General features: G+C 66.7%; 20 protein-coding genes and 1 pseudogene. 8 read left to right on the forward strand and 13 right to left on the reverse strand.

The window, feature by feature from the left end:
- Positions 1-32: 32 nt before the first annotated feature.
- Positions 33-1,055, reverse strand: a complete 1,023-nt coding sequence (hrcA, locus tag IE92_RS0104495; protein ID WP_030143677.1) for a heat-inducible transcriptional repressor HrcA — start codon at positions 1,053-1,055, stop codon at positions 33-35.
- Positions 1,056-1,300: 245 nt separating this feature from the next.
- On the opposite strand from hrcA, the gene IE92_RS19030 reads away from it, so the two are divergent.
- Both IE92_RS19030 and IE92_RS17140 read left to right on the forward strand, forming a co-directional pair.
- Positions 1,301-1,945 carry a DUF4870 domain-containing protein gene (locus IE92_RS19030; protein WP_051701844.1) on the forward strand — a complete coding sequence of 215 codons (645 nt, stop codon included), beginning with the start codon at positions 1,301-1,303 and terminating at the stop codon, positions 1,943-1,945.
- Between the two features lie 93 nt (positions 1,946-2,038).
- Positions 2,039-2,653 carry a DUF4870 domain-containing protein gene (locus IE92_RS17140; protein WP_051701843.1) on the forward strand — a complete coding sequence of 205 codons (615 nt, stop codon included), beginning with the start codon at positions 2,039-2,041 and terminating at the stop codon, positions 2,651-2,653.
- Between the two features lie 55 nt (positions 2,654-2,708).
- Here the strand turns inward: IE92_RS17140 and IE92_RS17145 are convergent, their stop codons facing one another.
- Genes IE92_RS17145 through IE92_RS0104535 form a run of 6 tightly spaced genes read right to left on the reverse strand, consistent with a single transcriptional unit; the run spans position 2,709 to position 8,706 of the window.
- The gene (locus IE92_RS17145) at positions 2,709-3,677 is read right to left on the reverse strand and encodes an LLM class flavin-dependent oxidoreductase (protein WP_051701842.1); all 969 of its coding nucleotides are present in this window, start codon (positions 3,675-3,677) and stop codon (positions 2,709-2,711) included.
- Positions 3,674-4,720, reverse strand: a complete 1,047-nt coding sequence (add, locus tag IE92_RS0104515; RefSeq protein ID WP_081864063.1) for an adenosine deaminase — start codon at positions 4,718-4,720, stop codon at positions 3,674-3,676. Before add ends, IE92_RS17145 begins: the two co-directional genes overlap by 4 nt.
- Complete coding sequence (locus tag IE92_RS0104520; RefSeq protein WP_030143682.1) at positions 4,717-5,511, reverse strand: amino acid ABC transporter ATP-binding protein; 795 nt, start codon at positions 5,509-5,511, stop codon at positions 4,717-4,719. The genes add and IE92_RS0104520 overlap by 4 nt, the downstream gene beginning before the upstream one ends.
- The gene (locus tag IE92_RS0104525; protein WP_211250750.1) at positions 5,508-6,524 is read right to left on the reverse strand and encodes an amino acid ABC transporter permease; all 1,017 of its coding nucleotides are present in this window, start codon (positions 6,522-6,524) and stop codon (positions 5,508-5,510) included. The genes IE92_RS0104520 and IE92_RS0104525 overlap by 4 nt, the downstream gene beginning before the upstream one ends.
- Positions 6,521-7,810: an LLM class flavin-dependent oxidoreductase gene (locus IE92_RS0104530; protein WP_081864062.1), complete on the reverse strand. Its 1,290-nt coding sequence runs from the start codon at positions 7,808-7,810 to the stop codon at positions 6,521-6,523. Before IE92_RS0104530 ends, IE92_RS0104525 begins: the two co-directional genes overlap by 4 nt.
- 2 nt (positions 7,811-7,812) lie before the next feature.
- Positions 7,813-8,706: an ABC transporter substrate-binding protein gene (locus IE92_RS0104535; RefSeq protein WP_051701838.1), complete on the reverse strand. Its 894-nt coding sequence runs from the start codon at positions 8,704-8,706 to the stop codon at positions 7,813-7,815.
- Positions 8,707-8,895: 189 nt separating this feature from the next.
- Here IE92_RS0104535 and IE92_RS0104540 point away from each other — a divergent pair, with 189 nt between their 5' ends.
- The 4 genes from IE92_RS0104540 to IE92_RS0104555 all read left to right on the forward strand — a co-directional run bounded on the left by IE92_RS0104540 (position 8,896) and on the right by IE92_RS0104555 (position 14,023).
- Positions 8,896-10,098 carry an LLM class flavin-dependent oxidoreductase gene (locus IE92_RS0104540; RefSeq protein ID WP_051701837.1) on the forward strand — a complete coding sequence of 401 codons (1,203 nt, stop codon included), beginning with the start codon at positions 8,896-8,898 and terminating at the stop codon, positions 10,096-10,098.
- 213 nt (positions 10,099-10,311) lie between these two features.
- Positions 10,312-11,349: a substrate-binding domain-containing protein gene (locus IE92_RS0104545; protein ID WP_211250751.1), complete on the forward strand. Its 1,038-nt coding sequence runs from the start codon at positions 10,312-10,314 to the stop codon at positions 11,347-11,349.
- 76 nt (positions 11,350-11,425) lie between these two features.
- The gene (locus IE92_RS0104550) at positions 11,426-12,949 is read left to right on the forward strand and encodes a sugar ABC transporter ATP-binding protein (protein ID WP_081864060.1); all 1,524 of its coding nucleotides are present in this window, start codon (positions 11,426-11,428) and stop codon (positions 12,947-12,949) included.
- Positions 12,950-12,991: 42 nt separating this feature from the next.
- On the forward strand, positions 12,992-14,023 hold the full coding sequence (locus IE92_RS0104555; RefSeq protein ID WP_030143689.1) for an ABC transporter permease: 1,032 nt from the start codon (positions 12,992-12,994) through the stop codon (positions 14,021-14,023).
- A gap of 76 nt (positions 14,024-14,099) precedes the next feature.
- Here IE92_RS0104555 and hemW read toward each other — a convergent pair whose 3' ends face one another.
- The 3 genes from hemW to lepA form a co-directional block, all read right to left on the reverse strand.
- The gene (gene hemW, locus IE92_RS0104560; RefSeq protein WP_030143690.1) at positions 14,100-15,320 is read right to left on the reverse strand and encodes a radical SAM family heme chaperone HemW; all 1,221 of its coding nucleotides are present in this window, start codon (positions 15,318-15,320) and stop codon (positions 14,100-14,102) included.
- Complete coding sequence (locus IE92_RS0104565) at positions 15,320-15,973, reverse strand: DUF1990 domain-containing protein (protein ID WP_030143691.1); 654 nt, start codon at positions 15,971-15,973, stop codon at positions 15,320-15,322. Before IE92_RS0104565 ends, hemW begins: the two co-directional genes overlap by 1 nt.
- Positions 15,974-16,096: 123 nt before the next feature.
- Positions 16,097-17,953, reverse strand: a complete 1,857-nt coding sequence (gene lepA / locus IE92_RS0104570) for a translation elongation factor 4 (RefSeq protein ID WP_030143692.1) — start codon at positions 17,951-17,953, stop codon at positions 16,097-16,099.
- Positions 17,954-18,241: 288 nt separating this feature from the next.
- Here lepA and rpsT point away from each other — a divergent pair, with 288 nt between their 5' ends.
- Entirely contained in the window at positions 18,242-18,511 is a 270-nt protein-coding gene (rpsT, locus tag IE92_RS0104575; RefSeq protein ID WP_030143693.1) for a 30S ribosomal protein S20, read from the forward strand.
- 74 nt (positions 18,512-18,585) lie between these two features.
- Here rpsT and holA read toward each other — a convergent pair whose 3' ends face one another.
- Both holA and IE92_RS18165 read right to left on the reverse strand, forming a co-directional pair.
- Positions 18,586-19,629 (reverse strand): DNA polymerase III subunit delta, encoded by a 1,044-nt coding sequence (holA, locus tag IE92_RS0104580; protein WP_030143694.1) that lies wholly within the window; start codon positions 19,627-19,629, stop codon positions 18,586-18,588.
- Between the two features lie 92 nt (positions 19,630-19,721).
- Positions 19,722-19,907 (reverse strand): hypothetical protein, encoded by a 186-nt coding sequence (locus IE92_RS18165; protein WP_156027389.1) that lies wholly within the window; start codon positions 19,905-19,907, stop codon positions 19,722-19,724.
- Between the two features lie 31 nt (positions 19,908-19,938).
- Here IE92_RS18165 and IE92_RS0104590 point away from each other — a divergent pair.
- Positions 19,939-20,805 (forward strand): annotated as a pseudogene (locus IE92_RS0104590) (hypothetical protein); the annotation flags it as partial.
- Between the two features lie 232 nt (positions 20,806-21,037).
- On the opposite strand, the gene IE92_RS0104595 reads toward IE92_RS0104590, so the two are convergent.
- Positions 21,038-21,583 (reverse strand): TetR/AcrR family transcriptional regulator, encoded by a 546-nt coding sequence (locus IE92_RS0104595; protein WP_030143696.1) that lies wholly within the window; start codon positions 21,581-21,583, stop codon positions 21,038-21,040.
- Positions 21,584-21,637 lie beyond the last annotated feature (54 nt).

A 21,637-nucleotide genomic window follows, 5' to 3' on the forward strand; every position in this document is an offset into this window, starting at 1 on the left:
GCCGGTTGAACGGCGGCGTAAACGCCGCGGGGTTAGTTCTCGCCGAGTTGGCGGGAAAGATAGCGTGCCACGGCGCGAACCGAGGCGATGTTGCCCGAGTAATCCATTCTGGTGGGTCCGAGGACCCCGAGACGGGCAATTTCGCCCGCAGAGGAACGGTAGTTCCCCGCGACGATCGAGGTTTCGGCCAGGCCGAAGGGTTCATTCTCGCGGCCGATCCGGGCGGTGATGCCCGCCGCATCGATGCTCATCTCGCCAAACAGGCGCATCAGCACCACCTGCTGTTCGAGGGCTTCCAGGACCGGATAGATGCTCCCGGCGAAGTCCTCCTCGCTGCGAGCAAGGTTCGCGGTGCCCGACATGACCAGGCGATCCTGGCGGTATTCGGCCAGCTGTTCGTCCAGCGCATCGCAGATTCGATCCACCAGACCCGGGTGTCCGGGAACCCCCAGCGCCCGCACCCGCACGAGCACCCGCGAAGCATCCTCGACGCTGTGACCGAGGAGTTCGTGGTTGATGCGCACCTTGAGGTCGTCCACGTCCTGGGTGGACAGCGGCGCGGTCACCTCGACCGTGCGCTGCTCGACCCGACCGTTATCGGTAATGAGGACAACCAGGAGACGGGCATCCCCCAGCGAGACCAGCTCGACGTGCCGCACCTGCGCGCGGGCGAACGAGGGGTACTGCACGATGGCCACCTGGTTGGTGAGCTGAGAGAGCAGACGCACGGTGCGCGAGAGCACATCGTCCAGGCCCACCCCGTCGCCCAGGAACTCCTGGATCGCCCCGCGCTGCGCGGGAGACAGCGGGCGCTGCTCGGCCAGGTGGTCCACAAACAGGCGGTAGCCCTTATCGGTGGGAATGCGGCCCGAGGAGGTGTGCGGGGCATGAATCAGCTCCTCATCCTCCAGCTGAGCCATATCGTTGCGGATCGTCGCCGCCGACACCCCGAAGGAGTGGCGCTCGACGATCGCCTTGGAGCCGACGGGTTCACGGCTGGACACATAGTCCGAGACGATTGCGCGAAGGACGGCCAGGCCACGCTCGGAGACCATCGGTCACCTCCATCTCATCGCGACTTCCCCGGGGAAATCTCATCGCATTCGTTGTGGGACGAGTCCGAGCCGAAACGGATTGGCACTCGTCATCACTGAGTGCTAATTCTAGCTCGCTCCGGCGTCCGGTTCCAATCTCTGACACCCGGTGCGGGGGCACTTTGGCGCCCAATCCGACGGTTTTTGGTGATAGTCGGTAATCAGACGTATCGAATTTACCTCGCGGCGGTTATCCTGATTCCACTATGAGCGATCACACGCAGTCGAACCCCGAACCCTCGGACGCCAACCAGCCCGGCGGCGCGGTGCCGCCGCTGCCGCCCACGCCTCCGCAGGGCGGGCAGCCCACTCCGCCGCCCGGATACCCGCAGCCGGGTGCCGCGCAGCCGGGATATCCGGCACCGGGTCAGGCTCAGCCGGGCCAGCCGCAGCCGGGTCACGGCCAGGGTCAGCACGGGTACCCGCAGCCGGGTGCCGCGCAGCCGGGCTACGGGCAGCCGGGCTACGGGCAGCAGCCCGGCTACACCCCGCCCGCGAGCTCGGCCCCGCTCACCCCCGAGAACGACCGCCTCTGGGGGTCGCTCGCACACTTCGCCGGCATCTTCGGCCCGATCATCGTGCTGATCGTGTGGCTGATCTTCCGCGACCGCGGCCCGTTTGTGAACCAGGAGGGCAAGGAGGCGCTGAACTTCCAGATCAGCGCCTGGCTCCTGGGCATCGCCCTCGGCATCGTGGGCGGGATCACCAGCTTTATCGGTATCGGCGTGATCCTGCTGATGCTGGTGTGGCCGGTCGGCATCGCCGCCTTCGTTTTTGCGATCATCGGCGGCGTGAAGACCAGCAGCGGCGCTCCCTACCGCTACCCGCTGACCTTCCGCTTCATTCCCTAGGTTGGATGTGCGGAACGGTCGGCCCCATGGGGTCGGCAGTTCCGTATTTTTGCGGCGCATTCAGTCCCAACCGCACGCTATCCTGGAGGCATCATGAGCGATCCCACGCAGTCCACCCCCGCCCCCGGCGAGCCACAGACCCCTGCTTTCGCCCCGGCGGATGATTCCGAACCCGTCTACCCGCACTTTGATTCGGCGGCATGGGCCCAGGCACCGTCCACGCAGATCGACTACACACAGATGGATGCCGCGGCGCTCGCCGACTCCATCACCGCAGCGCCGGACCCCACGCCCGCCCGAGCCGCGTACTCCACCGGACAGACCGGTGCCGGGACCTATTCGGTGCCCCTGCCCGCCGTGGCGCCGATCACCGATGCACAGGACCGCTTCTGGGGCTCGGCCGCACACTTCGCCGGGGTGCTCGGGCCGATCCCGGTGCTGATCATCTGGCTCACGCTGCGTCGCCGCGGCCGGTTTGTGAATCAGGAGGGCAAGGAGGCGCTGAACTTCCAGCTCTCCGCCTGGATCCTGATCAGCGCACTCTTCCTGGTTGGTGGGCTAACGTTGCCCATCCTGATCGGGTACGCACTCATTCCCCTGGTTATCGTGGTCCAGTTTGCCGAATTCATCTTCGCCATTATCGGCGGCTCGAAGTCCAGCGGCGGCAGGCCCTACCGCTATCCATTTACCTACCGCTTCATCAAGTAGCGCGCACAAAACCGGCCACCCAGGGGTGGCCGGTTTTGTGTCTGGGTGCTCCGTGCTAGCGTTCGGACGCGAATCGGCTGGGGCGTCGCTCCAGTCCGAGCCGCCCGGCGAGAGTGGCGTCCCCGGCGCTGTCTTCCCGAGCAGGCAAAACCCCGCCGGCCAGCAGCGCGTGCAGCCCGGCGGTATCGGTCCGAATCTCCGCACCGACGATCCCCGGGGTTGCTCGCCAGGCGGCAATCCGAGCGGCAAGACCGGGGGCATCCTCGCCGGCGAGTACCACGATCAGCCGCGCGGTGGTACCCGCGGGATACTCGGCAAGGACCGCCTCCGCATCCGCCTCGTCCACCAGGATCACATCGGGCGCCGTGGTTTCGGAGGGTCCGCTCCACAGGTCGCGCGCGGATGCCGCGCTCTCGGCGCGGGCGAATATCGGGGGCTGACCCTGCGGCGGACGCGGGGTGATCAGCGGCCCCTTCACCCGAAAATAGCGACCCTCATGCGCGATCTCATGCACCCGGGAGCTGTCCACATACTGACCGGTGGCCACGTCTCGCACCGTCGCGTCATCCTCCCAGGAGTCCCAGAGCTGGCGCAGCACGTGGGTAAACTCGGCGGCCTGGGCGCGCAGACCCGTCTCGTCAAGATCACTCGCCGCGGGGACCAGTCGGTCGGCGGTCGCATTTCTCCCCCGCTGCACCAGGGCGCCCGCGCGACCCTCGCTGACAAAGTCGAGGGTGGCCACCTGTTTGGCCGCGTGGAAGGGCTCCACATAGTGCGCGGCCACGCCGGGGATCAGTGCGATCCTGGCGGTGCGACGTGCGAGATAGGCGAGGGTCTCCCCGGCGGTGGCGCGCGGCACGCCGTCGCCGGGGCCCAGGAGCGCGTCGTCGAGACCGATGTAGTCGATCCCCGCGGACTCGGCCGCGCGGATCAGGTCCACCAGCTCGGCAATCCCCGATCCGTCCGCGGCCGCTCCGATCGGATCATCACCCAGGTGCACGCCGATCACAAATCTCTCGGTCATCGCGCGCCGCCCGACAGCGTGATCGACTCGGCGGTATCCACGACGGCCGCCGGTGCATCACCCCAGGCCTCGGCGCCGATCCGGCGCAGCCGCTCGGTAATCTCCGGACCACCCACCTGCCCGAGTACCCCGGCATAGTAGAGTCCGCGGGCGCTGGCGCCGGCCGCAAGTGCGATCTCGTGTTCGCGCCCCAGGTCGGTGCCAAACATCGCCGGGTCGTCGGTGTTCACGGTGACCGGCAGCCCGGCGGCCACCAGCGCACCAATCGGGTGGTCCTCGAGTCGATCGATGACGCGGGTACGCAGGTTGGAGGTGGGGCACACATCCAGCACGATGCCGCGCTCGATCAGCTCGGTGACCAGGGCCGGATCCTCGATCGCGCGGAACCCGTGCCGAATCCGGTCGGCACCCAGCAGATCGATCGCCTCGCGCACCGACTGGGCACCGTCATCCTCGCCCGCATGCGGGACCGAGGCCAGTCCGCCGTCGCGGGCAATCTGGAACATCCGGGTGAACTTAGAGGTGGGGGCCGCACGCTCGCGTCCCCCCAGGCCGATCCCCACGATGCCGCGGTCGCGGTAGCGGACGGCGTCGCGGACGATCTGCTCGCTGAGCTCGGCGGGGCGATTGCGGTCCACATCCGGGGTCAGGCGCACGATCACGCCGGTCTCCTCCAGCGCCTCCTGGATGCCGTCGGTAAACCCGGTGAACAGCTCATCGGGATCGATGCCGCGCACATAGTACTGACCCGGCGAGAAGATCCCCTCCAGATAGACGGCACCAAAACTCGCCGCCTCGCGGGCGTAGTCCACCACCACGCGGCGGTAGTCGTCCGGATTGAAGAGCACGTCGGTCGTGACGTTCCACACGTTGATGAAGTGGTTGAAGTCGGTGAAGTTATAGAAGCTCTCGAGCTCCTCAAGACTGTCCACCGGCAGGGTGACGCCGTTTTTTCGGGCCAGCTCAAACAGGGTGTGCGGTCGGACGGCACCCTCCAGGTGCACGTGCAGCTCGATTTTGGGGGCGGGGGTCGGGGACGTCATCCGATGGCTTCCTTGGGTGAATTTTCGGCGATGCTCGCCTGTTCGGGGTGAATCATGCTGGCCACAAACTGCCGGGTTCGGGGGTGGGTGGGATGGTCAAGAATCTGGGCGGGGGTGCCCTGCTCCACGATCTCGCCGCCGCTGAGAAAGACAATCCGATCGGCGATGGTGCGAGCAAACTGCAGCTCGTGCGTCGCGAGGATCAGGGTCAGCCCGAGGTCGCGCAACTCGCGAATTAGGGCGAGCACCTCCCCCACGGTTTCGGGATCCAGCGCCGAGGTGACCTCATCCAGCAGGATCACCTCCGGTTCGGTGGCCAGAGCGCGCAGGATCGCCACCCGCTGCTGCTGCCCGCCGGAGAGTCGGTCGGGATACTCGTTGGCCTTTTCGGCGAGCCCAAACCGGGCCAGCAGCGCCCGAGCCTTGGTCTCGGCGGCGGCCTTGGAGAGCCCGCCGAGTTTGCGCGGGGCGAGGGTGATGTTTTGCAGGACGGTCAGGTGCGGGAACAGGTTGAACTGCTGGAACACCATGCCCACGCGGCGGCGCACGCGGTCGCGTCCGCCACGTCCGGCCTCCCCGGTCACCGGTTCGCCGTGCACCAGGATCTCGCCGGCGAGGCTGTCCTCCAGCAGGTTGATCGTGCGCAGGAGCGTGGACTTGCCGCAGCCGCTGGGGCCGATCAGCGCGATCACCTCGTGTGGAGCCACCTCGAGCGAGACGTTTTTTAGGGTCAGGTTCTCCCCATACGCCTGGGAGAGGTTGCGGATGCTGACCGCCGCGACCGCGCTCATACCGCCCCTCCCATACCGCGGCGCAGCTGGGCGCGGCGCAGCAGGTGGTCGGTCAGCCGGGTCAGCGGGATCGTGATGCTCACAAACAGCACCGCCGCCACCAGATAAGAGGTGAAGTTAAACGTGGTGGCCGAGTACGCCTGGGCGGCCCGCGAGGCCTCCATCGGGCCAATTACCGAGATCAGCGCGGTCTCCTTCTGCAGTGCGATGAATCCGCTCATCAGCGGCGGCACCACGCGGCGCACTGCCTGCGGCAGCACGATGTACCAGAGCGTGCGGCCGTGACCGAAGCCCAGGGCTCGGGCGGCGGCACGTTGACTGGGATGGATCGACTCGATGCCGGCCCGGTAGGTCTCGGCGGTGTAGGCGGCCGAGGTGAGCACGCAGCCCACCGCACCCCAGAACAGCGGCGAGGAGCTCAGCCCCTCGATCCGCAACGCGGGAATACCCATGCCGAGCATCAGGATGACCAGGATCGCCGGCAGCCCGCGGAACAGGTCGATATAGCCGATCGCGAACGCCCGCAGCGGGAAAAACACCGGCGAGGACAGGTTGCGCAGCAGCGCCAACCCGAGGCCCACCAGCAGCACGATGGGTTCGAGGATGATGAACAGGGTCACATTCAGCAGGAATCCGTCCCACACCTTGGGGAAGGACAGCACAAAGTGTTCGGGGCTGAGGAACGCCGCCCGGAACGACTCCCAACCGGCCGAGGAGGACAGCCCGAATCCGAGGACCGCCAGCAGGGCCAGCGTGCTCACGGTGGCGATCAGCGCCGAGCGGCGCACATCCGCGCGCCTCCACCACACCGGTCGTACCAGCAGCGCCCGCAACTCTGCGTCGCTGAGTTTCGGCGGGCCGGGGCGGCCCACCGGCGGTGCCGCCTGAGCCTCCTGTTCCGTCGGGGTGGGCGGACCCGTCTGCGCCGTCCGCGCTCCATGGTCCGACTGCTCTGCCTGAGCGGCCTGGTCCGACTGCTCCGCCTGAGCGGCCACCCGATCGTCGATGCTCACGCGTCTCTCCCCTCGGCGAGGTGATCGTGGATCGTGCTCCCCGCATATTCGGTGCGATAGACACCCAGTTCCTGCAGCTCGGGAATGACCCGGTCCACAAAGGCGTCGAGCCCGCTGGGCACCACCGAGGGGTTCACGACGAAGCCATCGGCGGCCCCGGTCTGCACCCAGTGGTTAATCTGATCGGCGACACTCTTGGGGGTGCCCACGAAGTCACGACGGGCCCGTACCTCCCCGAGCAACGCGCGGGTGGAGAGCCCGCGCTCGCGCTGCAGGGTGCGCCAGGACTCCACCAGGACGCGGGCGTCGCGTTCTCCGCCAACCTGTCCACGGGTGAAACGGTCGGCGTGCTCCCAGTCGGGATCCTGGGTGGGCAGCGGGCCATCGACGTCAAAGTCGGTGAGGTCGATCCCCCACACCTCCTCCAGCAGGAACACGGCGACCTTCGGGGTGACCTCCTGCAGTCGCCAGTCGGCGGCGATCTCGCGCGCCTCCCGCTCTGTGTCCCCCAGCACAAACGAGGTGGACGGCAGGATAATCAGGTCGTCCAGGCGGCCCGCGGCCCGACGGCGATCCCGCAGATCCGCACAGAACTCGCGGGACGCCTCGATGCTGCGCCGGCCGGCGAAGATCACGTTGGCGTGGGCGGCGGCCAGGTCGCGACCCTCGGGGGAACCGCCGGCCTGGACGATTGCCGGTCCGGGACCGGGCAGCGGAGCGAGCCCGGCGGCGGCCTCGGCACCGGACCAGAGGCGGGCGGTTTCGGCCAGGAACCCCTCGGCTTGCCGGTAGCGATCGGCGTGGGCAACCATGCGTCCGGGACGGAAGTTGGTGGAGGCACCCACGCCGAAGCTGGTGTGGGAGGTCACCACGTTCCACCCCGCGCGTCCTCCGGAGAGGCGATGCAGCGTGGCCAGGCGGGTGGCCACGTCGGTGGGGTCGGAGAACGTGGTCCCGATCGTGGCGACCAGCCCGATCCGCTCGGTTTCGGCGGCGAGGCCGGCGAGCACGGTGAGTGAGTCTGGCTTGTCGAGGATCGCGTGCTCCACCACCCGACCCCGGTGCTCCTGGAGCCAGTTCGCCTCGGCGAGGAACACAAAGTCGAACAGGCCGCGCTCGGCGCTGCGGGCGAACCGGGCAAAGTCGGCGAACTCGATCTGGCTGCCGGCCTCGGGATGCCCCCAGAGTGTGTGGTGGTGGTCATTGGGGTAAAACGCACCGAGGTGCACCCGGCGCAGATTCGCGCCCGGTGCACTCTCGGGTGGGGGATTGAGTGGTGAAGCCATTGTTACTGGGTGTACTCCTGTACCTGCTCGGGCAGCGGCAGCCACTCCTTTTCCAGCTTGTCGATGGTGCCGTCGGCACGCAGCTGGGTCAGGGCCTCGTCCACATAGGGCACCAGCGGGCTGTTCAGGTCAAACACGAAGCCCATGCCCTTGCTTACGCCGTTGTCCTTGAGCAGGCCGGCGATCTTGAGGTCCTTGTACTGGTTGAGCACCACGTTCTGGCCGATCTGCAGGTCCACCACGATCGCATCCACCTGGCCGTTTTCCAGCGCCTGGGTGCTCAGGGCCACGGTGTCGAAGGACAGCACGTCCTTGGGCTTGATGGTCTGGGTGATGTAGCTGTCCTGGGTGGTTCCGGCCACGGTGCCGAAGCGGTACTTGGCGAGGTCTGCCACGCTCTTGGCCTCGAGGGCCGGGGAGTTGTCCTTGGTGATCACGACGCTGCGGGAGACATAGTAGGGGTCGCTGAACGAGACGGCCTTGGCGCGCTCATCGGTGATCGAGACCTCCTGGGTATACAGGTCGAAGTCCTTGGGACCCGGGGTAAAGGAGGCCGCAAAGGCGGTGTAGCCCCACGTGACCTGGTCCTTTTTGAAGCCGAGCTTTTCGGCGACCGCGTAGGTCAGCGCGCTCTCGAAACCCTTGCCGTTATCGGGCTTATTGTCGATGAACCACGGCGACCACACCGGGTCGTCCACGTGAACGGTCAGCTCGCCGTCCTTCACCAGCTTGAGCTTGGCCGGATCTCCGAGGGTGACCTTCTCCGCCGAAGCCGAGGAGGACGGCGAGGATTCCGGGGCGGCGGAGGAGGAACACGCGCTCAGCGTGAGGGCGGCCAGGGCGGTCATCCCGATCAGCGCCAGGGTGCTCCGGCGGCGAATACGTGAGTGGGTCATGCGTGCTCCTTCGGTGAATCCCCACGACATACGCCAGCCGGGGTGGGACTGCCTCCAGGGAGGAAGGGGGGATGGCATCACTTTAGGAATCTCCTCGAAGTTTCCAACATCGGTGACGCTATGTCACGCAACATTGCACACTGTGACGCGGGGGTATTGCGCGCGGCCCGGAGTTGGGAGGATGGCGGGATGACGTCTTTCCACACGGACGCGCAATCGCATGCCGCCGACTCCCCCGCCATCCCCCTTTCGGTCCTTGACCTGGTCCTCATTTCCGAGGGTGGGAACGCCGCCGGTGCCTTCGCCGATACCGTTGCCCTCGCCCGCTCGGTCGAGGCCGCCGGCTACCGGCGATACTGGGTGGCCGAGCACCACCTCTTTCCCGGCGGTGCCGGGGCGGCCTCGGTCCTGCTGACCCCGACCATCGCCCAGGCCACCGGGTCCATCCGGGTGGGCACCGCGGTCATCATCGTGGACCACCACACCCCGCTTCAGGTGGCCGAGGTCGCCGGTACGGTGGCCGCGCTCACCGGGCGCGGATTCGATCTGGGCATCGGCCGCGGCGGCCCGAGCGCCGAGCAGCGCGAGCGTGGGCGGCAGACCAACGCGGCCCTGGAGGCCGGGACCACCCGTCCCGGCCCGATCGGCGAACACCGCGAGGTGGACGGCGTGGTGATCCCATCCTGGGTGATCACCCCGTTCAACGATGCGCGCGCGGGCCTCAACGACCGCCTGCTCAACCGCTTCCCCGGCAACCCCACCGATTTTGGGGCGCAGGTGGATGACATCCTCGGCTTCCTGCGCGGCACGTTCACCGCCCCCGGCGAGGTGCCCGCGGACGTGCACATCACCGCGTCCCCCGCCGAAGGTGCCGACGTGGAGGTCTGGGTGCACGGCAGCTCGGCCGGCGTTTCGGCCGAGGTAGCCGGGGCGAACGGGCTGCGATTCGGGGCGAACTATCACGCGCTCCCGCAGAACATCCTGGAGACCGTCCGGGCGTATCGTGACGCGTTTGTCCCCTCCGCCGAACTGGATTCCCCGTACATCGCTGTCTCGGTGGATGTGCTGGTCGCCGACACCGATGAGGAGGCACAGCGCCTGGCCAAGCCGTTCGAACGCTGGCTCTACTCGATCCGCACCGACTACGTGGCCGGCCCCTATCTGAGCCCCGAAACCGACGCCGAAAACCCGCTCACGCCCGAGCAGGCGCTGCTGGTCTCCGACCGGGTCGCCACGCGCATCGTCGGCTCCCCCGAAACCGTCGTTTCACGCCTGAAAGCGCTTCAACAGGCCACCGGAGCGGACGAGTTTGTGATCACCACCCAGGCGCACAGTCTCGCCGTGCGCGAGCACTCCTACCGCCTATTGGCTGAGGCCTGGCCCTCGGCCTGACCCCCAAATCCCACCGCGATTGCGGATGCGAACCCCTTCTCGGGTATCGCATCCGCAATCGTCGTTTTGTCCGGGTACTCCAAGATTTTCTGCTTCCTGAGCCGGCAAACCGGCCATAGCCTCGCTATACGGTCACCCAAACGGAACATCGCAGTTCCGCCGGAGATCGGGGACCGGCAACGAGGCCGGCCCTCACACAGCAAAGGAACCGTCATGAGTATGAGAACTCACAGTAGAGCTCGAACCGTCATCACCCTGCTGAGCGCCGGACTTCTCCTCGGACTCACCGCCTGCTCCTCGGGTATGGAAGCACCCGGCGAAAGCGGCGCAGCCGGAGGAAAAAAGGATGGCCCACTGACCATCGCCTACCTCCAAAAGCAGGGCGATCAGCAGTACTTCGTCGACGAGGCCGAGGGGGCAAAGGCCGCGGCAAAGGAGCTGGGGAACGTCACCATCAAGGTGGTCAACCTCGGCGTGGATGCCAATAAGGCCATCAGCGAGATGGATTCGGTGATCGCCCAGAAGGTGGACGGCATCATCATCGTGGTTCCCGATCAGCAGATCGGGCCGCAGGTGCTGGACGCCGCCAAGGCCGCGGGTATCCCGATCATGGCCTCGGACGACGTGATCCAGGATGCGGCGGGCAAGGATGCCCCGTTCGCCGGATTCGATGGCACCGCCATGGGCACCAAGGTCGGCGAGGAGGCCGCACGCCTCTACGCCGAGTCCGGCTGGACCGCCGAAAACACACGCATCCTCTCCGCCGGCAAGCTGGACCTCTCGGTCTGTAACCAGCGCATGGACGGTGCCGCGGCGGCCTTCACCAAGGCCGTGGGTGCCGACGGCCCGCAGACCATTCAGATCGGGACCGATAACTCGGCCACCGACGCCCAGAATAAGGCGGGCGCGGTCATCACCGCCAACGCCGGGGTGCAGAACTGGGTGGTGTGGGGCTGCAACGACGAGAGTTCCACCGGTGTCGTCACAGCCCTGCAGAACTCCGGGGTGTCCCCCGCAAACATCAACGGGGTGGGCCTCGGCGCCTACCTCACCTGCAAGGACTGGTCGGCGGGTCAGACCACCGGTAATAAGTCGGCCCTGTACATCTCGGGGGTCGAGGTGGGTCGCGCGGCGGTGACCTCGATGGTGGACCTGCTGCGTAACGGCACCGCGCTGCCGCCCGCCACGATCGCCAAGACCGAGATCGTGGACGCCGGCAACTGGAAGGAAAAGGGCGTCGCCTGCACCTAGGCCACCCGTCGGTGGGGTCGCGCGTCGGCCCCACCGCTCCCCCACCACGCACCTTCACCGTCGAAAGGATCGCGCCATGAGCGCACTCGCTCCCCTCACCATCCCGCCAACTGCCGCGGGCCAGGTGGTATTCAGCGCCACCGATATCACCAAGAGCTTCGGCCCGGTGGCCGCCCTGTCCGGCGTCAGCCTCGAACTACGCGCGGGCGAGGTCACCGCCCTGATGGGGGAAAACGGGGCCGGCAAGTCGACCCTGCTGAAAATCATCACCGGTGACTATCAGCCCGATACGGGCACCCTCACCCTGCACGGCGGCCCCGTTCACTTTGGCGAACCGCGCGAATCCCGCACCGCGGGCATCCGGGTGATCGCGCAGGAACCCGAGATCATCCCCCACGTGAGCGTTGCCGAGAACATCTTTGTGGGGCTCCTGGGTACGCGCGGCCCGATCTTTCGCCGCCGCGAGCTGATCGAACGCGCACGTACGGCCCTCGCCGAGTTCGGGTTTGCCGGGGTTATCAGCCCCGAGGCCCTGGGCAGCGAGCTCTCGGCGGCACAGCGTCAGATCGTCGAGATCATGCGTGCGGTGGTGGATCATCCGGCGGTCATCTGCTTTGACGAACCCACCTCGTCCCTCGGCGAGGAGGAGGCGGCGATCCTCTTCGATCTGATTCGCCGACTCCGCTCCGACGGGGTCGCGATCGGGTACGTATCGCATCGCATGAACGAGATTTTCAGGCTGGCCGATGCGATCACCGTGCTGCGGGACGGCCGCCTGGTGGGGACCAAGCGCACCGAGGATACCGATCACGATGATCTGGTGCGGATGATGGTGGGCCGCGACCTCTCCCAGATGTTTCACCGCGAGCCGGTCACCCCCGGTGCCACCATCCTGAGCCTGAACGGCGTGGGCAACGAGTTTGTTCACGACATCACGCTGAGCGTGCACGCCGGCGAGGTGGTGGGCATCGCCGGCCTGGTGGGTGCCGGGCGCAGCGAGCTGCTCAAGACCATCGTGGGTGATTTCGCGGTTGAGTCCGGTGATCTGGGGGTTGGTGGTAAAACCGTCACCTTCCACACGCCGGCTGACTCGGTCGCCGCCGGGGTCGGGTTTGCCCCCGAGGAGCGCAAGGCCGAGGCGCTGATCATGCAGCGCTCGGTCCGCGATAACATCGCCCTCGCGGTCCTGGGCCAGATCTCCCGGGGGAGGTTTGTCAGCTCGACCCGCGAGGAGGAACTCGCCCACGGGTTTATCACCAAGCTGGGGATCCGTACCCCGAGTGATCGCCAGCTGGTCAAAAACCTCTCCGGCGGCAATCAGCAAAAGGTTGTCCTGGCCCGGTGGCTGGCGACCAAGCCGCGGCTCCTCCTGCTGGACGAACCCACCCGCGGTGTGGATGTCGGTGCCAAGGCCGAAATCTACGCGATCATCGACGAACTGGCACGCGCGGGGGTCGCCATCCTGATGGTCTCCAGCGAACTCCCCGAGGTACTCGGCCTCGCCGACCGCGTCTATGTGATGGCCTCCGGCCGCATTACCGGGGAGCTCTCCCGGGAAGACGCCACCGAGGAATCCATCCTCGCCCTCGCGATGGACTAGCCTCGCGTCCCCATTTTTCCTCTCTCAGGAAGGAGGCACCCCGTGCCTACCCAAACGGTCTCCACCAGCTCCCCCACCCGCGTTTCCCCCGCCGACTCCCCCGGATTCTTCCGCCGGTTCCTCACCGCGATGGGCGTGCAGAACATGTCCCTGCTGATGGCCATCGCCTTCGTGGTGCTGGTCATCGGCACCCAGAACCCGCTGTTTTTCACCGTCCCCAACCTCAAGGTCATCGGAACCGCCATCGCCATTTCCGGCTTGCTCGCGGTGGTCCAGACCCTCGTCATCATCATGGGCGGTCTGGATATCTCGGTGGGATCGATCGCCGGCCTCGCCTCTGTGACCAGCGCGATGATTTTCACCTCCGCCGGGCCGCTGATCGGCGTGGTTGGGGCCGTGGGAATCGGGCTGCTGTGCGGCCTGATTAACGGCTGCATTATCGTCTTCGGCCGGGTGAATCCGGTGATCGCCACCCTGGCCACCCTCGCCGCCTATAAGGGCATCGCCCAGCTCATCTCCGATGGCCGCGCCCAGGGCTACACCGGGGCCGACCCGTTCTTTGTGTTCCTCGCCCGCGGCAGCGTGCTGGGGGTCCCCACGCTGATTTGGATCCTGGTGGTCATCGCGCTGGGCATCCACGTACTGCTGCGGTACACCACGATGGGGCGCAATATCTACGCGGTGGGTGGGAACGATGTGGCCTCGCGCCTGGCGGGCATCAACATCAACCGCTACATTCTGGGCATCTACATGATGACCGGTGCCGTCGCCGCCCTCGCGGGCATCCTGATCACCGCCCGGACCGGATCGGGGCAGCCGGTCTCCGGCTCCGAGGGACTCGAACTCGAAGCCATCACCGCCGCGGCCCTGGGTGGTGCTGCCCTAAAGGGTGGCAAGGGCACCATCGCCGGGACGATCCTGGCGGTCATCCTGCTCGGCATCCTCACCAACGGCATGACCCTGCTCGGGGTGAACTCGTTCTGGCAGAACGTCGCCAAGGGTGGCCTGCTGGTCCTGGCGGTGGTGCTCCAGCAGCTCCGCTCGGGTGAGCGTCGAATCGGACTCCCGGGCTAACTCGCCGCTACACAAAACCGGGGTGCGTTGTCACGCACCCCAGTTTTGTGTGTCAGGCGGCGGTCTGCCCGGGCGGTTAGCCCACCAGCGCGCGCACCACCGCGTCCGCCAGCAGGCGTCCGCGGAGGGTCAGCTGCAGGCGGCCGCGCAGCGCAGCGGGGCCCTCGATCAGGCCGTCGGCGATCAGGCGCGGGATTTCGTGGCGCGCGTCGGCGTCCAGTCCGGCGATCGCGATGCCCTCGGCGGTCCGGGATTCCAGCAGGATCCGCTCCATCTCGCGGGTCTCATCGTCCAGCACCTCGCGCCCGAGGCCCGGGGAGATTCCCTCGGCCATGCGCTGGGCGTAGGCGGCCGGATGCTTGACGTTCCACCAGCGCACCCCGCCGACGTGGCTGTGCGCGCCGGGTCCGATGCCCCACCAATCGGCACCGCGCCAATAGGCGAGGTTATGCCGCGAGCGGGTTTCCGGGGACACCGACCAGTTGGACACCTCGTACCAGGAGAATCCGGCGGCCGAGAGCGCCTGATCGGCGTACTCGTACATGTCCGCCTGCAGGTCCTCATCGGGTTCGGGCAGCTCGCCGCTACGGATCTGGCGGTGCATCTTGGTGCCCGGCTCGACGATCAGCGAGTAGGCGGAGATGTGGTCGGGTCCGTAGCTCAGGGCCGCGTCCACGCTGCGCTGCCACTGTTCCAGGGTCTCCCCCGGCGAACCGTAAATCAGATCCACGCTCACCTGCAGGCCAACCTTTTTGGCCCACTCAACCACGAGCGGCACACGCTCGGGGGTGTGGCTGCGATCCAGGGTCGCCAGGGTTTCCGGCACGGCCGACTGCATTCCGAAGGACACCCGGGTGAATCCGGCATCCTTGAGGGTCTGCAGGTAGACCTCATCCACCGAGTCTGGGTTGGCCTCGGTGGTGATCTCGGCATTCGGGGTGAATCCGTGGGTGTCGCGGACCGCGTGCAGCATGCGGGCCAGATCATCCGCGGGCAGCAGGGTCGGCGTTCCGCCGCCAAAAAAGACCGTATCAACCGGGCGCACCGCTACCTCGGCGGCGTCGAGTACCCGCTTGGACAGCGCGACCTCGGCGATGGCCTCATCGGCGTAGTCCACCTGCTTGGCACCGCGCAGTTCGGTGGAGGTGTAGGTGTTGAAGTCACAGTATCCGCAGCGGACCCGGCAGAACGGCACGTGCAGATAGAAGCTGAAGGGACGATCCTCGCTGCCGATACGCGCGGTGGCGGGCAGAGAGCCGTCGGTGGGGGCGGGATCTCCGAGGGGTAGTGCTCCCATTAGGTGGTGGGGCTCGCCCACGTCGGGGACAGCGCACGCATATACGCGGTGGCAATCGCCGTCATCCGGGCACGACCCAGCGGCGGGAAGGCGCGATACTTGGCCCCGATCGGGCGCATGAAGGAGCGCACGGTGAACCACACGGAGTCATCGTCCCGCAGCTCCACCATGAACGATTCTTCGCCACTCATCTGAGCGGTAGAAACCGTCCCATAGGCGAACGCGGTCGAGTTCTGGTTCTCCACCAGGTACACCACCCGGATCTTGGATTCCAGGTTGTAGCGGCCGATCTTGCCACGCAGCTTGGCGGTGGTACCGGCATCCAGGAACGCGCTGCCATCGGGGGCAAAGCGCTGCTCGCTGTGTCGACGGTTGGGGGCAACGGCGTTACCCTCATCGTCAAACTGAATACCGGTGTACTCGTTTCCGCTGCCCGGACGCACATCGTGCACGTCGATCCCCGCGTCACGCTGCACGCCCCAGCTCAGCAGCGTCGATGCTGCGGCCTCATAGCGTTCGCGTCCACTGCCCAGACGGATGCTGTCCTCGGCGGGCACATAGCCCTGCGGCGGGTACTGCATCAGGTCGGCAGCCTGGGTGGCCCCGACTGCGGCATAGTCAACGGGCTGGTCTTCGAAATTACTGCGGCGCATCCCCTACTTCTTTTCTGTCTGCTTCGTTCCGCGATCAATTCTTCGGCCACCGGGCGGCCTGATTGGGGCACGCCCGAGCGGCGAGCACGGTTAAGTCTAACCCGAGCTCGCCGCCGTGGGGTGTTACTTCTTACCCTTACCGGATTCCACGTCACCTGACAGCGCGGCGATGAAGGCCTCCTGGGGCACCTCCACACGACCGACCATCTTCATGCGCTTCTTACCTTCCTTCTGCTTCTCCAGCAGCTTGCGCTTCCGGCTGATGTCACCGCCGTAGCACTTGGCAAGAACGTCCTTACGGATCGCACGAATGGACTCGCGGGCGATGATGCGGGCACCAATCGCCGCCTGAATCGGCACCTCAAACTGCTGACGCGGGATCAGCTTGGACAGGCGCTCGGTCATCAGCACGCCGTAGGAGTAAGCGTTGTCGCGGTGCACGATCGCACTGAAGGCGTCCACGGCCTCGCCCTGCAGCAGGATGTCGACCTTCACCAGGTCGGCCTCCTGCTCACCCGAGGGCTCATAGTCCAGCGACGCATAGCCCTGGGTGCGGCTCTTCAGGTGGTCGAAGAAGTCGAACACGATCTCGGCCAGCGGCATGTTGTAGCGCAGCTCGACGCGATCCTCACCGAGGTAGTCCATGCCCAGCAGCGCGCCGCGGCGGCTCTGGCACAGCTCCATGATGGTGCCGACGTAGTCCTTGGGGGCCAGGATCGCCACGCGCACCATCGGCTCGGACACGGCGTGGATCTTGCCGGTCGGGAACTCGCTGGGGTTGGTCACGGTCACGGTCTTGCGATCTTCGGTGGTGACCTCGTAGATCACGCTGGGCGCGGTCGCGATGAGGTTCAGACCAAACTCGCGCTCCAGGCGCTCGGTGATGATCTCCAGGTGCAGCAGACCCAGGAAGCCACAGCGGAATCCGAAGCCCAGGGCCACCGAGGTTTCCGGCTCATAGTTCAGCGCCGCATCGGACAGCTTGAGCTTGTCCAGGGCCTCACGCAGGATCGGGTAGTCGGATCCGTCGATCGGGTACAGACCCGAGAACACCATCGGCTTGGGGTCGGTGTAGCCGGGCAGGGCCTCGGTTGCGGGCTTCTGCGCGTGGGTGACGGTGTCGCCCACCTTGGACAGACGCACGTCCTTCACACCGGTGATCAGGTAGCCCACCTCACCAACGCTCAGTCCCTTGGACGGAACGGGCTCGGGCGAGGACACACCGATTTCCAGCAGGTCGTGGGTCGTGCCGGTGGACATCATCTGCAGGCGCTCGCGCGGCTTCAGCGTGCCATCCACCATGCGGACATAGGTGACCACACCGCGGTAGGCGTCGTACACCGAGTCGAAGATCATCGCGCGCGGCTCGGCGTCCACGTTACCCACCGGGGCGGGGATGTCGCGAATCACCCGGTCCAGCAGCGCCTCGACGCCCATGCCGGTCTTACCGGAAACACGCAGCACGTCCTCGGGCTTGCCACCGATCAGGTTGGCGAGCTCAAGCGCGTACTTGTCCGGGTCCGCGGCGGGCAGGTCAATCTTGTTCAGTACCGGAATGATGGTGAGGTCGTTTTCCATCGCCAGGTAGAGGTTGGCGAGGGTCTGGGCCTCGATACCCTGGGCGGCATCCACCAGCAGAATCGCGCCCTCACAGGCGGCGAGCGAGCGGGAAACCTCATAGGAGAAGTCGACGTGACCGGGGGTGTCGATCATGTTCAGCGCGTAGGCCTGACCACCCTCATCCGACCAGGGCATCCGCACTGCCTGGCTCTTGATGGTGATACCGCGCTCACGCTCGATATCCATCCGGTCCAGGTACTGGGCGCGCATGTCACGGTTGGCGACGATGCCGGTGATGCCGAGCATGCGGTCCGCAAGCGTCGACTTACCGTGGTCGATGTGCGCGATGATGCAGAAATTACGGATGAACTCCGACGGGGTACTCGCCGGCTCTAGGGCCTTTACAGCTTGGGGGCTCACGCGTTCCTCTGGTTGTTAATGGTCACAAATAAAATCAGGTGCCGGATAGCCGGGCGTGGACACACGTGTCCTTCTCGCCATTCTCCCATGAAAGGAGTGGCCGGGGCGAATGCGCACCGCCGAAGGGCGGGGATACGACGCGCCAGGTCGCGGTGGTTGGGCGAGATTGATGGGAACTGATAGACTCGGGTCTTGACTTGCGTGCGGAGTATCCACACGAAACAGTCGGACGGCGCCCTCTCTCGCTAACCGACACTCCCATTCGGAACAAACGAAAGACTAACTAAAGTGGCAAACATTAAGTCGCAGATCAAGCGCATCGGTACCAACAAGAAGGCTCAGGAGCGCAACAAGGCCGTCAAGAGCGAGCTGCGCACCGTCGTCCGTCACACCCGCGAGGCCGTCGTCGCCGGCGACAAGGACCGCGCCGTGTCGGCCCTGCGTACCGCTTCGAAGAAGCTGGACAAGGCCGTGAGCAAGGGCGTTCTGCACAAGAACCAGGCCGCTAACCGCAAGTCGGCTCTGGCCAAGCAGGTTGACGCACTGCTCGCCAAGTAATTCTGCTTTCTAAAAATCCCCGTCCTCCTCGGAGGGCGGGGATTTTTGCTGTGTGGGGAAGGTTGCGCCGCGCGCTAGCGACGAACGAGCGTGCGCCCGCGGCTGGCGATGGCCGAGACCATGCGCTCCAGGGCGAACTGCGGATCCCCCGGTGCGCCCTTGACGATCGCATCGGTGTCCGCGATCAGACGGATGCACGCCCCGAGGCCCGCATCGTTCCAGCCGCGCAGGTCCCGCTTGGCCCGGTCAATCTGCCAGGGCGCCAGCCCGAAGGCGCGCGCCATCTGGGCCGCGGGAACCCGGTTCGAGCTCACCTTGGCCATCGTGCGCATCTTCATCGCGAATGCCGCGACCATCGGAACCGGATCGGTGCCCGAGTTGATCGCCTGACGCAGCGCGATCAGCGCCTCACCGGCGCGGCCGGCAATCGCCAGGTCCGCCACCGCGAACGCCGTCACCTCGGCACGGCCACCATAGTACTGGGCGACCGTCTGCTCGGTGATGTCCCCGGTAGTGTCGGCCATCAGCTGGGTGCACGCGGCCACCAGCTCGGCCAGGTCACCGGAAAACGCGGACACCAGAGCGCGGACCGCATCGGGGCGCGCGCGGCGACCGGCGGTCGCAAACTCGGCGGCGGCAAAATCAATCTTCTCCGAGTCCTTTTTCAGCTCGGTGCACACCACCTCGATCGCGGTGCCCTTGGCGGCACGGATCGCATCGAGCAGGCGCTTCCCGCGCACTCCCCCGGCATGCCGCAGCACCACGGTGGCACCCTCGGGCGGGTTGGCCAGGTAGTCGATGGCCTCGGTGAGAAAAATATCGGAGCACTTCTCGACCGCATCGATGCGCACGAACCGGGGCTCCCCAAACAGCGAGGGGCTCGCCACGGTCGCCAGCTCGCTGGCCACGTAGGTGTCGGCGGTGAGTTCGCTCAGCTCAAGACTGGGATCTTCGGCACGCAGCAGATCACGCAGCATGCGAATCGATCGATCGGCCAGGAAGCCCTCGGTTCCGCTCACCAGCACCACGGAGGCCGGCCGAATCTGGTTCCACGCGAGCTGCGGGATCGCGGCCTTGGATGCCGTCTTTGTTGCCGTCGCGCCGCGAGCTGCCGCCACCGTGTCCTCCGTTTCGCGGTCGGGGCCGGGAGGCTCCGATCGTCTCCCTCCAGACTACCGGCTCGTTGACGCCGTGGTCTCGGACAGGCCGTTTAGTTCGGGCTGTGGAGACCAACGTAGGCTCGAGCGGCCCGGGCCGAGGCGACTCCGCCGAGCAGCGCCCAGACAATCAGCCAGATCAGGGCGATCCCCAGCAACACCGGAGTGGCCGATTCCGCTCCCGCCAGCGCGGTGATCTTGCCGATGATCGCGGCCACGATCATCCCGACTGAAGTCAAGGATCGTGTGCTCTGAGTTCTCTCACACAGCTGTCCCACCGTTGATCTCGACCAGCTGGCCGCCGCCGCAGGGATCACCGGGCTGGCCGTGAACGACGCAATCGAAGCCGCCCAGTACGCAATCTGGCGCTATACGGACCTGGGCTTTGATGCGGCCTGGAACTGGGAGACCCCGAACTCCGAGGCCGTGTACTGGCGCCTGGATAACGGGGCCAACGCCGCACCCTCTCCTGTGCCGTTCCCCACCGTGGCTACCGCAACAATCACGGCACCGAGTACCCGGCAGACCGCCGGAAGCCTGGTGGGTCCGTTCACCGTGAGCACCAACCAGGCATTGGTGGGTATCGATGCGCAGGGCGTGCCCGTCACCGACGCCCAGGGCACCCCGATCACCCCCTCGGCCGTGACCAATGGCCAGGCCGTCTATTTGGATCTGCGCACGCAGAAGGTCGCCGGGACCGCAACCATCACCGTGACCGCGGCCGCCGCCGGACCCACCGGAAACATCATCTCGGTGGCCACTCCAGAAAACACCGAGCCTTCCGCCGACGCGCATGCCCAGTCCATCGTGCTCGTTCAGGCACGCACAGCCACGACGCGCGCGCAGGTAGCGGCCTCCTGGTTCGCGGCACAGGCTACCGAGCCCACCGCCGGAGGATCGACGCCCACCTCGGGACCCGGTACCACCGCGGGGCCGAACGCCACGGCGGCACCCGGCGCGTCTTCCGCCCCCGCGGGAGCCGTCTCGACCTCGGACGCATCTCGCGCGGGCGCACAGAACGCTCGCCTCGCCTCCACCGGTGAATCGTTTCCGGCACTGGCGCTCGGCATTGCCGTCGTCCTGCTCGCCCTGGGACTGGCAGCCCGCCGCATCCGAGGATCGCGCCGCGACGCCTAGTGTAAGACACACCTGCCCCGGGCCTCGGTTTCCACTCGGAGATTGGGGCCCGGGGCCTCGGTCTCCGCACGGAGAACGGGGCTCGGGCTCTGTGGGCCGCAGCACGGACCAGGGCCCCGTCGGGCATGTCGGTGGGCGACAGCGCAGACCGCGGCACCGTCGGGCATGTCGGTGGCCGACAGCTCGGCGCGGAGCGGAGCGTCCTCGGGCATGTCGGCGTGAGAGCCGGAAACTAGGTGCGGGGACGGGCGGGCAATGCCGCCAGCAATACGTCCAAGCCCGCGCGCATAATGACCTCGGGGTCCACCGGATCCAGCTCTCGGAGCCGTGCATACGCCGGTGCGAGCGTCGGTTCCACGCCGAGATCACGCTCGCTTCGAGCCATACTCGCGGTGGTTGCCGAGCCGATGATGTAGTTGGCAACCACGTACGCGGTTCCCAGCGGATCCCGAGCCCCCGCCTCAATCAGGAGCACCACCATCCGATCGCTGACTCGCACATAGTGCGGTCCGCGGGGTGCGCGCATCGCGATCACCCGTACGGCCCAGGAATGCCGCACCAGATGGCGATAATAGGCAACCATCAGATCCTCGAGGGACGCAGACACCACGGCCACCTCCATGATCGGATCCAACTTCATGGCATGGTCCAGCGCCAGGTCGAATAGATCATCCGCGGACTCCACCCGCGAGTAGAGACTGGCCGGCGCGACCCCCAGCACCCCGGCAACCGAGCGGATACTCAGCGCCTGCATGCCGCCCTCGTCCAGGAGACGCATGCTCGCGCGCGCCACCTCGTCAACGTGGACGGAACGCGTCCGCCGCACGGGCTT

It is taken from the genome of Mycetocola saprophilus, assembly GCF_000718085.1.
Taxonomy (GTDB): domain Bacteria; phylum Actinomycetota; class Actinomycetes; order Actinomycetales; family Microbacteriaceae; genus Mycetocola; species Mycetocola saprophilus.

Bases quoted from the DNA above. Each gene is read 5' to 3' on its own strand.
- hrcA (WP_030143677.1), bottom strand. From the start codon at position 1,055: ATGGTCTCCGAGCGTGGCCTGGCCGTCCTTCGCGCAATCGTCTCGGAC.
- IE92_RS19030 (WP_051701844.1), top strand. From the start codon at position 1,301: ATGAGCGATCACACGCAGTCGAACCCCGAACCCTCGGACGCCAACCAG.
- IE92_RS17140 (WP_051701843.1), top strand. From the start codon at position 2,039: ATGAGCGATCCCACGCAGTCCACCCCCGCCCCCGGCGAGCCACAGACC.
- IE92_RS17145 (WP_051701842.1), bottom strand. From the start codon at position 3,677: ATGACCGAGAGATTTGTGATCGGCGTGCACCTGGGTGATGATCCGATC.
- add (WP_081864063.1), bottom strand. From the start codon at position 4,720: ATGACGTCCCCGACCCCCGCCCCCAAAATCGAGCTGCACGTGCACCTG.
- IE92_RS0104520 (WP_030143682.1), bottom strand. From the start codon at position 5,511: ATGAGCGCGGTCGCGGCGGTCAGCATCCGCAACCTCTCCCAGGCGTAT.
- IE92_RS0104530 (WP_081864062.1), bottom strand. From the start codon at position 7,810: ATGGCTTCACCACTCAATCCCCCACCCGAGAGTGCACCGGGCGCGAAT.
- IE92_RS0104535 (WP_051701838.1), bottom strand. From the start codon at position 8,706: ATGACCCACTCACGTATTCGCCGCCGGAGCACCCTGGCGCTGATCGGG.
- IE92_RS0104540 (WP_051701837.1), top strand. From the start codon at position 8,896: ATGACGTCTTTCCACACGGACGCGCAATCGCATGCCGCCGACTCCCCC.
- IE92_RS0104545 (WP_211250751.1), top strand. From the start codon at position 10,312: ATGAGTATGAGAACTCACAGTAGAGCTCGAACCGTCATCACCCTGCTG.
- IE92_RS0104550 (WP_081864060.1), top strand. From the start codon at position 11,426: ATGAGCGCACTCGCTCCCCTCACCATCCCGCCAACTGCCGCGGGCCAG.
- hemW (WP_030143690.1), bottom strand. From the start codon at position 15,320: ATGGGAGCACTACCCCTCGGAGATCCCGCCCCCACCGACGGCTCTCTG.
- IE92_RS0104565 (WP_030143691.1), bottom strand. From the start codon at position 15,973: ATGCGCCGCAGTAATTTCGAAGACCAGCCCGTTGACTATGCCGCAGTC.
- IE92_RS0104595 (WP_030143696.1), bottom strand. From the start codon at position 21,583: ATGCGTCTCCTGGACGAGGGCGGCATGCAGGCGCTGAGTATCCGCTCG.